Consider the following 12,284-nt stretch of genomic DNA (forward strand, 5'->3'; position numbering starts at 1 on the left):
CGTCGGTGCCGGTCCGAACGCGAACGATGAGCGACGCCGGAGAGGGTGACGATGACGACGCCGGTCTCGTCGATCGGGCGAAATCGGCCGGGATCGAAGTCGCCGGCGTCGTCGTCGACGCGGTGCTCGATGCGCTGTGAGCGGCGCTACCGTGACTCGCTCGCCTTCGCGGCCAACAGCAGGAAGGCCAGCACGCCCATAAACCAGACCACGAGGGCGAACGCGGCCGACCGGCCGCCGTAGTACGATGCGAAGGCGAGCGGGCTCACGCTCAGGCCGAACAGGCCCACGGCGCGGCCGAGGCGGTCGGCCCGGTCGTCGAACCGGAGCCACTCGCCGAGCAGGGAGGCGTCGGTGGCGAGGGCGAAGTACGCGGCCCCGGCGTAGACGGCCGCCGTCCCGACCGCGACGAACCAATCGGGCACGAGCAGGACGTAGAGCGCCGCGCCGACCGCGACGCCGACCGCGAGCCCGAGGGCGAGATGTCTGTCCACGGGGAGAGCGTGCCCGTCGGCGGTGTTCAACGTTGTGGACGGTCCCGAGCGCGGTCGCTACGCGGCGGGACGCGACCGAAGAATGCGGATCCGGATGAGCAGGACCGTCCGATCAGGCCCACTCGTCGAGCGACGGCGCCTCCGATACTCGCATCGAGAGCCACGCATCGTCGCGGGAGATGTCCGCGATAATGAACTCCGACTGAGCGGGGGTGGAGTCCACCGAGGCCATCACCTCGGCGCGCGACGCGTCGGACACGGCCGTCGCATTCGGCGTCATGTTTGTGAATGTGTCTCAGCCATACATAAACCCGTCGAATCGATGGCGCGAGTATCACACGAATATGTATATTTCGTCGCGAGTAACGACACAGATGAGCGGTAATCCATCGTACTTACCCACGAATGATTTGCTTTGCGCGGATAAATTCGTCGTTCTGATATGGAATAGTCCGTGAGATGCTATGTCGTGGCAATCGCTCCCAGACGCGGGACGGGTCGCGGGTCGGGCGGCCGGCGGCGAGGGCGACGCGACACGAGACCGCTTCGGGGCGGGCGGACGCGCCGCGAAACGGGGGCGACGGGCCGACACGCGGAGCGAACGGGGCTTCAAAGAGTACAAGAGGTGTGGCGCAGTAAGGCGCCGTATGAACGTTGCCGACGCGATGACTCCCCGCGAGGACGTGGTGGTCGTAGAACTCCCGGGGACTCGCGACGACGTGCTGGAGTATCTCCAGGAGCGCGGCTTCTCTTCGGTCCCGGTCGTCAAGCGGACCGACGAGGGCGAGGAGTACAGAGGGCTCGTCTCCCGCGAGGAACTGATCGAACGCCCCGACGAGGACCAGCTCGCGGTCCTGATGCGGGACGTCCCGACCGTCACGGCCGACGCGAGCGTCGTCGAGGCGGCGCGCCTGATGTTCGACAGCGGGACGCGGCGCGTCCCCGTCGTCGACGGCGTGCTTGAGGGCATCATCACCGTCACCGACGTCGTCCACGCGATCGCGCGCGGAGAGGTCGACCTGGACGTCACCGCCGGCGAGATCGCCACCCGCGACGTCAACACGACCTACACGGAGACGCCGCTGCCGGTCGCCGAGCGCGAGCTCTACTACGCGAACGTCCCCTACGCGGTCTGTCTCGACGACGAGGGATCGATGGCCGGCATCCTCACCGAGGTCGACATCATCGAGGTCGCCCGCGTCGTCGAGGGCGAAGACGACACCGGCGACTCCGTGGCCGGCCAGGACGACGAGTGGATGTGGGAGGGGATCAAGGCCGTCGGCAACCGCTACATCCCGACCCGGAACGTCGAGATCCCGGCCGAGCCCGTCTCGACGTTCATGTCCGGCGACCTCGTGACCGTCCCGAAGAGCAAGCCCGCCGTCGAGGTGGCCCAGGCGATGATCACAGAAGACATCGAGCAGATCCCGCTCGTGACGGGCGACCAGCTCGTCGGCATCGTCCGCGACATCGACCTGCTGGAGGCGCTGGAATGAGTCAGGAGGAAACCGAGGGCGAACGGCTCGCGGAACTGGCCAAGCGCCGCGGCTACTTCTTCGGCGCGAGCGGCGCCTACGGCGGCGCGGCGGGCTTCTACACGTTCGGGCCGCAGGGCGCGTCGCTGAAGTCGAACGTCGAGGACGCCTGGCGCGAGCGCTTCACCGTCCAGGAGGGCAACTTCGAGGTCGAGGCGCCGACGATCATGCCCGAGCCCGTCTTCGAGGCCTCGGGCCACCTCGACGGCTTCGACGACATGCTCGTGGAATGTCCCCAGTGCGGCGAGTCCCACCGCGCGGACCACCTCATCGAGGACGAGACGGGCATCGAGGAGGCCGAGACGCTGCCCATCCCCGAGGTCGAAGACCTGATCGAAGAACACGAGATCCAGTGTCCCGCCTGCGGCGCGCACCTCGCGGGCGAGCCGGTCGACGACTTCAATCTGATGTTCGAGACGAACATCGGTCCCGGGTCGTCGACGCCGGGGTACCTCCGGCCCGAGACCGCTCAGGGCATCTTCGTGGAGTTCCCGCGGATCAAGGAGTACGCGCGCAACAGCCTCCCGTTCGGCGTGACCCAGATCGGGCGGGCCTACCGGAACGAGATCTCGCCGCGGAAGAGCATCGTCCGCACCCGGGAGTTCACCCAGGCGGAGCTGGAGCAGTTCGTCGACCCCGAGCGCGACGAGCCCGATCTGGAGTCGGTGAAAGACGTCGAGGTGACGCTCTACCCCGCGACCGAGCAGGAGCAAGACGACGGCGGCTACGTCGAGACGACGGTCGGCGCGGCGGTCGAGGAGGGCATCGTCGGCGACGCGTGGGTCGGCTACTTCCTCGGCGTCGCCCAGGAGTGGTACGAGCGGATCGGCGTGGATATGGACCGCTTCCGCTTCCGCCAGCACCTCCCCGGCGAGCGCGCCCACTACGCCGCGGACTGCTGGGACGCCGAGAGCGAGGTCGACGGCGACTGGATCGAGATCGCCGGCTTCGCCTACCGGGGCGATTACGACCTCTCGAAGCACGACGAGTACGGCGACGACGAGTTCACGATCTTCCGGCAGTTCGACGAGCCGAAGGAGGTCGAAGAGGCCGTCGTCGAGCCCGACATGAGCGTCCTCGGCCCCGAGTTCGGCGGCGCCGCCGGCGACGTGAAGGCGGCGCTCGAAGACCTCGCCGAGCGCGATCCCTCGGCGTTCGAGGGCGACGTCGTCGAGGTCGAGGTCGACGGCGAGACCCACGAGGTCGACGCCGACGTGGCGAACTTCCGCATCGAAGAACGGACCGTCTCCGGCGAGCACATCACGCCGCACGTGATCGAGCCGTCGTTCGGCGTCGACCGGACGGTGTACACCCTGCTCGCGCACGCCTACGAGCGCGACGAGGTCGACGGCGAGGCGCGGAGCTTCCTGTCGCTCTCGCCGGAGGTCGCGCCGACCGACGTCGGCGTCTTCCCGCTCGTCTCGAACGTCGAGCGGCTCGTCGAGCGCGCCGAGGGGATCGTCGACGACCTTCGAACCGCGGGCTTCAGCGTCGTCTACGACGACTCCGGCAGCATCGGCCGCCGCTACCGCCGCCAGGACGAGGTCGGCACGCCGTTCTGCGTCACCGTCGACCGCGACGGGCTCGAAGGCGACGGCCCCGACACCGTCACGATCCGCGAGCGCGACACCGCGCGGCAGGTCCGCGTCCCCGTTTCGGACCTCGTCGACGAACTGCGGGCGGTCGAGAGCGGCGACCGGCCGTTCGACGACCTGGTCGACGCCTACGAGCTCGTCGCGCCGGGCGCCGACGGGTAACGATGGCGCTCGCCCGCGTCTCGACAGCCGAACTGCAGCGGCGACTCGTCCACGCGAGCGGGACGGGACTGGTGCTGCTGTACGTCTTCAGCGTCGTGACGTGGGCGCAGTTCGGCCGGCTGATGCTCTTTGCCGCCGCGGTCGCGGCCGTCCTGGAGACGCTTCGCCTCTTCGTCGGCCTCGACTGGGCGATCTACGACCGGCTCACCCGCCCGTACGAGGAGACGAACGTCGCGGGCTACGCGCTGTATATGTTCAGCATCACCGCCGTCGCGCTCGTCTTCGCGCCGCACCTGGCCGTGCCGGCGGCGCTGATGCTGACGATCGGCGACCCGATCTCGGGGCTGCTCGGCACGACGCGCGAGGCCGACGAGGCAAAGCGCGTCGAGACGCTCGGCGCGATGTTCCTGGTCTGTCTCCTCGTGTCGGCGCCGTTCCTCGTCCCCGTCGCGGGCGCCGTCGCCGGCGGCGCGGCGTCGGTCGCGGCCGCGCTCGCTGCCACTCTCGCGGACGGCTTCAAGCCCGTCATCGCGGGCTACGTCGTCGACGACAATCTCTCGATCCCGCCGGTCGCGGCCGTCGCGGGCGGGGTCGTGCTGGCGGTCGCTGGCGCGGCGCCCGTCGTCGGATGAGGGTCTCGGGCCCGGCGCCGCTCACAGGGCGATTTTTGTACCGCAGGGCCGAACCGGGGAGCGTGACCGTCTACGAGAGCGACCTCCCTGGCGTCGGAAAGAAGCACGAGATCGACCTGCCGGACGGCTCACAGCTCGTCGTCGTGACCCACAACGAGGGGCGGCGCGAGGTGTTCCAGCGGCCGACCCCCGACGCCGACTCCGAGAAGCTCTTCGAGCTCCCCGACGACCTGGCGCGCCAGGTGGGCACGATCCTCGAAGGCGCGTACTTCCAGCCCGTCGAGTCGAAGAGCGTCGAGACGCTGCTCGGCGGCGACACGCTCTTGGAGTGGGTCGAAATCGACGCCGACTCGCCGGTCGCGGGCCAGACCCTCGGCGAGGCCGACCTCCGACAGGAGACGGGCGCGTCGGTCGTCGCCATCGAGCGCGGCGACGCGGTGATGCCGTCTCCCGGCAGCGACACCACGATCGAGGCGGGCGACACGCTCGTCGTCGTCGGGAGCCGCGAGGCCTACAAGGCGTTCGAGTCGCAAGTGATAGACGGCGCCGAGAGCGACGACGGCCCGGACGGCGGATAATGGCCGCCGGACTCCTCGAACTCGGCGAACTGTTCGTCGTCCTCGCGGTCGCCGGCGCCGTCGCGCTCCGGATCGGCCTCTCTGTCATCCCGCTCTACGTCGTCGGCGGGATGGCCGCCGGGCCGTTCGTCGCCGGTCGGCTCGGGGTTCCGTACGTCCCGAACGGCGAACTGCTCACGGTCCTGGCCGAGGTCGGGATCGTCCTGCTCCTCTTCTTTCTGGGGCTGGAGTTCAGCCTCGATCGGCTGTTGGCGTCGCGCTCTGCGATCACCCGCGCGGGCGTGATCGACGTCGCGATCAATCTCCCGCTGGGGATCGCGCTGGGGCTCGCGCTCGGGTGGTCGGTCGTGGAGGCGCTGCTCCTCGGCGGCATCGTCTACATCTCCTCGTCGGCGATCGTCACGAAGACGCTCATCGACCTCGGGTGGATCGCCAACGAGGAGGCCGAGCCGATCCTCGGCACGCTGGTCTTCGAGGACCTCTTCATCGCGGTCTACCTCGCGGTCGTCACCTCGCTCGTCCTCGGTGGTGGCGGGGGCGCCGGCGGCCTGGGCGGCGTCGCCCGCTCGCTGGCGATCGCCTTCGGCTTCCTGGGGCTGCTGCTCGTCGCCGTCCAGTACGGGACGGCGTTCTTCGCCCGCGTGCTCGACGTCCCCGAGACGGAGGCGTTCGTGCTCCGGACGCTCGCGGTCGTCGTCCCCGTCGCCGGCGTCGCGCTGGCGCTGGGCGTGAGCGAGGCCGTCGCGGCCTTCTTCGTCGGGATGGGCTTCTCGACGAGCGGCCACCGCGAGCGGATCGAACAGCTCCTCACGCCGGTCCGCGACGTCTTCGCGGCGGTCTTCTTCTTCTGGATCGGCGTCGGCACCGACCCGCTGACGCTCGCGACCGTCGCCGTCCCGCTCGTCGCGGCGGTCGTCCTGACGACGCCCGCGAAGGTCCTCTCGGGCTACTTCGGGGGCCAGGCGTACGGGCTCTCCGAGCGGCGCTCGCTCCGGGTCGGCGTCGGGCTGGTCCCCCGCGGGGAGTTCTCGCTCGTCATCGCCGCCCTGGCCGCGAGCGGGTCGACGCCGGTCCTACAGGAGACGATCCCCGCGCTCGCGGTGGGCTACGTGCTCGTGATGAGCGGGCTCGGGACGGTCCTGATGCAGCGCTCGGACGTCGTCGAGACGATCGTCGGCCGGATCCGGCCGGTCGACGGGGCCTCGCGATGAGCGATGGACCCGCCGTCGGCGTCGACGCCTGCCCCGCCGGCTGGGTCGCGAGCGTCCGCGACGCCGACGGCCTCCGCGTCGAGACGCACGAGTCGTTCGCGTCGGTCGCCGAGGCCTACCCCGAGGGGCGGATCCTCGTCGACATCCCGATCGGACTGCCGGCGGGGAGTCGACGCCGCTGCGACGAGGTCGCAAGCGACCTGCTGGGGTGTCGCGGCATCTCCGTCTTCTACCCGCCGAGCGAGCGCGCGGTCGAGCGCGACGACTACGACGCCGCCAGCGACGCCCACCGCGCGGACGTGGGCTACGGACTCTCCCGGCAGGCGTTTCACATCCGGGAGGAGATCCGGGAGATCGCCGAGGTCGCGGGCGACGGCTACGACGGCCGGATCCGGGAGGCCCACCCGGAGCTCTGTTTCGCCGGGCTGAACGGGCAGCCGATCGCCTACGCGAAGTCCGGCGAGCGCGGGCGTCGGCTCCGGCGCGCGCTCCTGAGCGACGCGGTCGAGGGCGCGGAAGCGGCGTACGCGGACGCGCTGGAGCGATACCCGCGGAGCGCGGTCGGCCGCGACGACGTCCTCGACGCGATGGTGCTCGCGGTCGCCGCCGCGGCGCCGTCGCTCTCGACCGCGCCGCCGGACCCCGACGGCGACGAGCCGCGGATCTACTACCTCGGGTTCGCGGTCCGAGGCCCGTGAACGCCCGCGTCGGCGCCGACGCGTCCCGAAAACGTTTAGTGCGACGGCTGAACTGTATACCGACGATGACAGGGCGCTCTCGGACGCTCGCTCGCGTTCTCCCGAGAGCCGCCGCTACGGCCGTCTCGGCGCCCCACGCGCCGATCGCCGCCGACGTCGACGCCGGCGCGCGACGCCGACGACGACGGGCCGCCTAGGCCCACCACTCCTCTCCTTTCCACGTCCCGTCGATCCGACCCGGAAGCGACAAGCGTCTTTTCGGTCCGGTTACAGGCATTGCTGTGGTTTAATTTCTGAACTCTAAACCGTGTAATTTATACACGAGAGCGACTGATTCGGAGGTATAATGACAAGCGTGGCACTCGCGTTCTCCGGCGGGCTCGACACCACGGTGTGCGTGTCGCTCCTGCAGGAGGAGTACGGCTACGACGAGGTCGTCGGCGTCACGGTCGACGTCGGCCAGCCCGAATCGGAGTTCGAGGAGGCACAGGAGACGGCGGACGCCCACGGCCTGGACCTGCACGTCGTCGACGCGAAAGAGGAGTTCGCCGAGCTCTGCTTCGACTCGGTGCGCGCGAACGCGACCTACCAGGGCTACCCCCTCGGGACCGCGCTGGCGCGGCCAGTCATCGCGAACGCCATCCTCGAAGTCGCCGAGGAGGAGGGCTGTGACGCGCTCGCGCACGGCTGCACCGGCAAGGGCAACGACCAGCTCCGCTTCGAGGTCGTCTGGCGCGCCTCCGACCTCGACGTCGTCGCGCCCGTCCGCGAGATGGAACTCACCCGCGAGTGGGAACAGGAGTACGCCGAAGAGCACGATCTCCCCGTCCAGTCCGGCAACTCCGGTGTCTGGTCGATCGACACCAACCTCTGGAGCCGCTCGGTCGAGGGCGGCCAGCTGGAAGACCCCAGCTACGTGCCGCCGGAGGACATCTACGAGTGGACCCAGGACCCCGCGACGAACACCGAGACCGAACTAGTGGAGATCGAGTTCGAGGACGGCTACCCCGTCGCGCTCGACGGCGAGGAGCTCTCACCCGTCGAACTCATCGAGCAGCTGAACGCCCAAGCGGGCAAGCACGGCGTCGGCCGCACGGATATGATGGAAGACCGGATGCTCGGGCTGAAGGTCCGCGAGAACTACGAGCACCCGGCGGCGACGACGCTTCTCACCGCCCACGAGGCCCTAGAGCAACTGGTGCTCACGAAGGACGAGCGCGACTTCAAGCGCTCCATCGACGACGAGTGGGCCCAGAAGGGCTACGAGGGCCTCGTCGAGCACCCGCTCGTCGGCGCGCTGGAGGGCTTCATCGACGAGACCCAGTCGCGCGTGACCGGCACCGTGACCGTGAAGTTCGAGGGCGGCCAGGCCCGCGCGGTCGGCCGCGAGTCCGGCTACGCGGTCTACTCCGAGGACGCCGCCTCGTTCAACACCTCCGGCGTCGGCGACATCACCCAGCAGGACGCCACGGGCGTCGCGAAGTACCACGGCTTCCAGTCGCGCCTCGCCAACGCCGCGACCGAGGCCGCGGAAGGCGACGACGAAGGCGACTGGGAGTAAGCGACGATGACCGAGGGCGAGGGACCGGACGACGCGAGCGTGGTCCGGCGGGACCGCTTCAGCGGCGGCCCCGCCCGCGGATTTCTGTCCAGCCTCGCGGCCGACGAGCGCATCTTCCAAGCCGACCTCGCGGTCGACCGCGCGCACGTGGTGATGCTCGCCGAGCAGGGCATAATCGAATTCGACGTCGCGGGCGAGATCCTCGCCGCGTTGGAGGAAGTCGAGGCTGCGGGCCACGGCGCGCTCCCCGACGGCGAGGACGTCCACGAGGCGATCGAGACGGCCGTCGTCGACCACATCGGCCCGGACGGCGGAAAGATGCACACCGCCCGGAGCCGCAACGACGAGGTCGCCGCCTGCATCCGCCACCGCCTGCGCGAGGACCTGCTCGACGCGGCCGAGGGCACCGTCGCGCTGCGCGAGGCGCTCGTCGAGGTCGCCGAGGAGCACGTCGACACCGTGATGCCGGGCTACACACACCTCCAGCCGGCCCAGCCCACGACCCTCGCGCACTTCCTCCTCTCCTACGAGTCCGCGGTCGCCCGCGACACGGCGCGGCTGCTCGACGCCTACGACCGGACGAACCGCTCGCCGCTCGGCGCGGCGGCGTTCGCGGGGACGCCGTTCGATATCGACAGGGAGCGGACCGCGGCGCTGCTCGGCTTCGACGGGATCGTCGAGAACTCGATGGACGCCTCGGCGGGGAGGGACTTCCTCGCAGAGGCGACCAGCGCGCTCGCGACGCACGCGGTAACGCTGTCGGGGCTCGCCGAGGACCTGGTGATCTTCGCGAACAAGGGCTTCGTCGACCTCGCGGACGACTACTCCTCGACGTCGTCGATCATGCCGCAGAAGGTCAACCCCGACACGCTCGAACTCGTCCGCGCGGTCGCGGGCGACGCCGTCGGCGACCTGACCGGCCTGCTGACGACGCTGAAGGGGCTGCCGCGGGCGTACAACCGCGATCTCCAGCGCGCGACGCCGCACGCCTGGGAGACCGTCGACGCCGTCTCGGAGGCGACGGCAGTCGCCGCGGGCGCGGTCGCGACCGCCGACTGGCCCGTCGAGACGCTCGCCGCGGAGGCGGGCGCGGGCTTCTCGACGGCGACCGGCGTCGCCGACGCGCTCGCGATGGCGGGCGTGCCGTTCCGCACCGCCCACGAGGTGCTCGCCGAGGCGGCCGAGCGCGCCGGCGGCGAGACACCCGACGTCGCAACACTTGACGAGGTCGCAGCCGACGTACTCGGCGACTCCCTCTTCGAGTACGTGGACCGGGCGGATGTCGAGGCCGTGCTCGATCCCGGAGAGAGCGTGACGAGCCGGGACTCCGTCGGCGGCCCCGCCCCCGAGGCGGTGGCCCGCCAGCTCGACGCCGCCGAGGAGCGCCGCGCCGCGGACTCGGCCGCGATCGCCGAGCGCCGCGACGCGCTCGACAAAGCGGCGTCGACGCTGGAGGCGGAGGTGGCCGGCTATGTCTGACGCGCGACCCGAGCCGCGCGCCGACGGCCGCGCGTCGCGGGGGCCGCCGGACCCGCCGCGCGGGCGTCGATCGCGACGGTCCCCCTCCCGGGGACGATAACATATGAAATCAGACATAGATTTCACACGGGCGGACTGATCGACTGTTTCACGCCGTTAGTAGTATCGCCGTTCAGGTAATTTATCCGATAACTTCGATGGGTTTAAGTCGCTTCCACGCCGACCGACGGGTATGGCAGAAACCGTCACCGCAGAAGACCCGCTTACCGGAGAGGAGATCGAGATCCCCGCCGACGTCGAGGTCGGCGAGATCGTCGACAGCCCGGCGACCGGCGCCGAACTGGAAGTCGTCTCCGTCGACCCGATCACGCTCGAAGAAGCCCCGGAACTCGAAGAGGACTGGGGCGAGTGAGATGAAGGTTGGGCTGCTCTACTCCCGGATCCGGAAAGACGAGAAGCTCCTCCTGGGGGAGCTCCGCGACCGCGACCACGAGATCGAGAAGATCGACGTCCGGAAGGAGCAGTTCAACGTCTCGGAAGCGCCCGACGTCTTCGCGGACGTGGACGTCGTCGTCGACCGCTGTCTGGCGACGAGCCGGAGCGTCTACATCACGCAGTTCCTCGACGCCTACGACGTGCCCGTCATCAACTCGGCCGAGACCGCCGACGTCTGTGCCGACAAGGTGAAAAACAGCTTAGCGCTGGAGGACGCCGGCGTCCCGACGCCGAACACGGAGGTCGCGTTCACGACCGACAGCGCCCTGGAGACGATCGAGAAGTTCGGCTACCCCTGCGTGATCAAGCCCGTCGTGGGCTCGTGGGGGCGGCTGATGGCGAAGGTCGAGTCCCGCTCGGCCGCCGAGGCCATCCTCGAACACAAGGCGACGCTGGGCCACTACCAGCACAAGGTGTTCTACGTCCAGGAGTTCGTCGAGAAGCCCGGCCGTGATATCCGCGTCGTGGCCGTCGACGGCGAGCCCGTCGCCGCGATGACGCGCTCGTCGGATCACTGGCTCACCAACGCCGCCAAGGGCGGCGAGGTCGCGGCCTTCGAGGTCGACGACCGCGTCCGCGAACTCGTCGCCGACGCGTCCGACGCCGTCGGCGGCGGTCTGCTCGGCGTCGACCTGATGGAGACAGGCGAGGATTACACCGTCCACGAGGTCAATCACACAGTGGAATTCAAGGCGCTCAACGACGCCGTCGACGTCGACGTCCCCGCCGAAGTGGTCGACTGGATCGAAAACAAGGTGGCGACGGAGACCGAGGCGAGCGTATGAGCGAGCACTACACCGCCGCCGTCGTCGGCGGCTCGGGCTTCACCGGCGGCGAGCTCCTGCGGCTCCTCTATCAGCACCCCGACTTCGACGTCGTCCAGGCGACGAGCAGATCGAAGGAGCGCAAGACCGTGGGCCACGTCCACCCGAACCTCCGGGAGATGGACCTCCGCTTTACCTCTCCCGAGGACCTCGAATCCGTGGACGTGCTGTTCGCGGCGACGCCCCACGGCGTCTCGATGGAGCACATCGACCGGTTTCAGGAGGCCGCGGACACCGTCGTCGACCTCTCGGCGGACTTCCGCCTGAGTACCGAAGAACAGTACGACGAGTGGTACGACGGCCACGTCTGTCCCGAGTACTTAGAGGAGGCCGAGTACGCGCTGCCCGAGATCAATAGAGAAAATCTCCCCGGCGCGAGCCTGATCGCCTCCGGCGGCTGCAACGCCACCGCGACGATCCTGGGGCTGAAGCCATTGTTCGATGCCGGGATCCTCGAAGGCGACGAGCAGGCCGTCGTCGACGTGAAGGTCGGCTCCTCGGAGGGCGGCGCCGGCGGCGGCGACGCCTCCAGCCACCCCGAGCGCTCGGGCATCGTCCGCCCCTACGCGCCGACGGGCCACCGCCACGAGGCCGAGATCGAGGAGTTTCTTGGATTATCGGTCTCGTTCACCGTCCACGCGGTCGATATGACCCGCGGCGCGAGCGCGACCTGCCACCTCTTTCCCGATCGGCCGGTCTCGAAGGGCGACCTCTGGAGCGCCTACCGCGACGCCTACGCCGACGAGCCGTTTATGCGGACCGTCGCCGGCGGGGGCGGCGTCTACCGCTACCCCGAGCCGAAGGCCGTCGCCGGGACCAATTTTGGAGAGGTCGGCTTCGAGGTCGATCCCGGCAATCGGAGACTGGTCGTCTTCTCGGCGATCGACAACATGATGAAGGGCTCGGCCGGACAGGCCGTCCACGCCGCGAACGTCGCGCTCGGCCTCGACGAGACCGCGGGACTGGAGTTCGCCGGCCTCCACCCCGTCGGCGCGCCCTGACCGCACGCGACTCCACCTC

14 protein-coding genes are annotated in these 12,284 nt (G+C 69.6%); 12 read left to right on the plus strand and 2 right to left on the minus strand.

What is annotated here, in order from left to right:
- Positions 1 to 146 precede the first annotated feature (146 nt).
- On the minus strand, positions 147 to 494 hold the full coding sequence (locus OS889_RS01475; RefSeq protein ID WP_372386709.1) for a hypothetical protein: 348 nt from the start codon (positions 492 to 494) through the stop codon (positions 147 to 149).
- A gap of 112 nt (positions 495 to 606) precedes the next feature.
- The gene (locus tag OS889_RS01480) at positions 607 to 774 is read right to left on the minus strand and encodes a DUF7556 family protein (protein ID WP_372386710.1); all 168 of its coding nucleotides are present in this window, start codon (positions 772 to 774) and stop codon (positions 607 to 609) included.
- A 367-nt stretch (positions 775 to 1,141) separates the two neighbouring features.
- Between OS889_RS01480 and OS889_RS01485 the strand changes: the two genes are divergently transcribed.
- The 12 genes from OS889_RS01485 to argC all read left to right on the plus strand — a co-directional run bounded on the left by OS889_RS01485 (position 1,142) and on the right by argC (position 12,265).
- Positions 1,142 to 1,990, plus strand: coding sequence for a CBS domain-containing protein (locus OS889_RS01485; RefSeq protein WP_372386711.1), 849 nt, complete (start codon positions 1,142 to 1,144; stop codon positions 1,988 to 1,990).
- Complete coding sequence (glyS, locus tag OS889_RS01490) at positions 1,987 to 3,786, plus strand: glycine--tRNA ligase (protein ID WP_372386712.1); 1,800 nt, start codon at positions 1,987 to 1,989, stop codon at positions 3,784 to 3,786. The genes OS889_RS01485 and glyS overlap by 4 nt, the downstream gene beginning before the upstream one ends.
- A gap of 2 nt (positions 3,787 to 3,788) precedes the next feature.
- On the plus strand, positions 3,789 to 4,418 hold the full coding sequence (locus tag OS889_RS01495) for a dolichol kinase (RefSeq protein WP_372386713.1): 630 nt from the start codon (positions 3,789 to 3,791) through the stop codon (positions 4,416 to 4,418).
- A 62-nt stretch (positions 4,419 to 4,480) separates the two neighbouring features.
- Entirely contained in the window at positions 4,481 to 4,996 is a 516-nt protein-coding gene (locus tag OS889_RS01500; RefSeq protein WP_372386714.1) for a cation:proton antiporter regulatory subunit, read from the plus strand.
- Positions 4,996 to 6,207, plus strand: coding sequence for a cation:proton antiporter (locus tag OS889_RS01505; RefSeq protein ID WP_372386715.1), 1,212 nt, complete (start codon positions 4,996 to 4,998; stop codon positions 6,205 to 6,207). The genes OS889_RS01500 and OS889_RS01505 overlap by 1 nt, the downstream gene beginning before the upstream one ends.
- Positions 6,204 to 6,905 (plus strand): DUF429 domain-containing protein, encoded by a 702-nt coding sequence (locus tag OS889_RS01510; protein WP_372386716.1) that lies wholly within the window; start codon positions 6,204 to 6,206, stop codon positions 6,903 to 6,905. The genes OS889_RS01505 and OS889_RS01510 overlap by 4 nt, the downstream gene beginning before the upstream one ends.
- A gap of 65 nt (positions 6,906 to 6,970) precedes the next feature.
- Positions 6,971 to 7,102, plus strand: coding sequence for a hypothetical protein (locus OS889_RS01515; RefSeq protein WP_372386717.1), 132 nt, complete (start codon positions 6,971 to 6,973; stop codon positions 7,100 to 7,102).
- A 149-nt stretch (positions 7,103 to 7,251) separates the two neighbouring features.
- Positions 7,252 to 8,466 carry an argininosuccinate synthase gene (locus OS889_RS01520; protein ID WP_372386718.1) on the plus strand — a complete coding sequence of 405 codons (1,215 nt, stop codon included), beginning with the start codon at positions 7,252 to 7,254 and terminating at the stop codon, positions 8,464 to 8,466.
- Positions 8,467 to 8,472: 6 nt separating this feature from the next.
- Positions 8,473 to 9,945, plus strand: a complete 1,473-nt coding sequence (gene argH / locus OS889_RS01525) for an argininosuccinate lyase (protein ID WP_372386719.1) — start codon at positions 8,473 to 8,475, stop codon at positions 9,943 to 9,945.
- Positions 9,946 to 10,177: 232 nt separating this feature from the next.
- Positions 10,178 to 10,357 carry a lysine biosynthesis protein LysW gene (gene lysW / locus OS889_RS01530; RefSeq protein WP_372386720.1) on the plus strand — a complete coding sequence of 60 codons (180 nt, stop codon included), beginning with the start codon at positions 10,178 to 10,180 and terminating at the stop codon, positions 10,355 to 10,357.
- A 1-nt stretch (position 10,358) separates the two neighbouring features.
- Positions 10,359 to 11,225 carry a lysine biosynthesis protein LysX gene (gene lysX, locus OS889_RS01535; RefSeq protein WP_372386721.1) on the plus strand — a complete coding sequence of 289 codons (867 nt, stop codon included), beginning with the start codon at positions 10,359 to 10,361 and terminating at the stop codon, positions 11,223 to 11,225.
- On the plus strand, positions 11,222 to 12,265 hold the full coding sequence (gene argC, locus OS889_RS01540) for an N-acetyl-gamma-glutamyl-phosphate reductase (RefSeq protein ID WP_372386722.1): 1,044 nt from the start codon (positions 11,222 to 11,224) through the stop codon (positions 12,263 to 12,265). The genes lysX and argC overlap by 4 nt, the downstream gene beginning before the upstream one ends.
- Positions 12,266 to 12,284: the final 19 nt, after the last annotated feature.

Source organism: Halobellus sp. MBLA0158 (assembly GCF_041477585.1).
Lineage (GTDB): Archaea > Halobacteriota > Halobacteria > Halobacteriales > Haloferacaceae > Haloquadratum > Haloquadratum rubicundus.

Coding starts and splice junctions, on each gene's coding strand:
- OS889_RS01480 (WP_372386710.1), bottom strand. CDS start 774: ATGACGCCGAATGCGACGGCCGTGTCCGACGCGTCGCGCGCCGAGGTG.
- OS889_RS01485 (WP_372386711.1), top strand. CDS start 1,142: ATGAACGTTGCCGACGCGATGACTCCCCGCGAGGACGTGGTGGTCGTA.
- glyS (WP_372386712.1), top strand. CDS start 1,987: ATGAGTCAGGAGGAAACCGAGGGCGAACGGCTCGCGGAACTGGCCAAG.
- OS889_RS01495 (WP_372386713.1), top strand. CDS start 3,789: ATGGCGCTCGCCCGCGTCTCGACAGCCGAACTGCAGCGGCGACTCGTC.
- OS889_RS01505 (WP_372386715.1), top strand. CDS start 4,996: ATGGCCGCCGGACTCCTCGAACTCGGCGAACTGTTCGTCGTCCTCGCG.
- OS889_RS01510 (WP_372386716.1), top strand. CDS start 6,204: ATGAGCGATGGACCCGCCGTCGGCGTCGACGCCTGCCCCGCCGGCTGG.
- OS889_RS01515 (WP_372386717.1), top strand. CDS start 6,971: ATGACAGGGCGCTCTCGGACGCTCGCTCGCGTTCTCCCGAGAGCCGCC.
- OS889_RS01520 (WP_372386718.1), top strand. CDS start 7,252: ATGACAAGCGTGGCACTCGCGTTCTCCGGCGGGCTCGACACCACGGTG.
- argH (WP_372386719.1), top strand. CDS start 8,473: ATGACCGAGGGCGAGGGACCGGACGACGCGAGCGTGGTCCGGCGGGAC.
- lysW (WP_372386720.1), top strand. CDS start 10,178: ATGGCAGAAACCGTCACCGCAGAAGACCCGCTTACCGGAGAGGAGATC.
- lysX (WP_372386721.1), top strand. CDS start 10,359: ATGAAGGTTGGGCTGCTCTACTCCCGGATCCGGAAAGACGAGAAGCTC.
- argC (WP_372386722.1), top strand. CDS start 11,222: ATGAGCGAGCACTACACCGCCGCCGTCGTCGGCGGCTCGGGCTTCACC.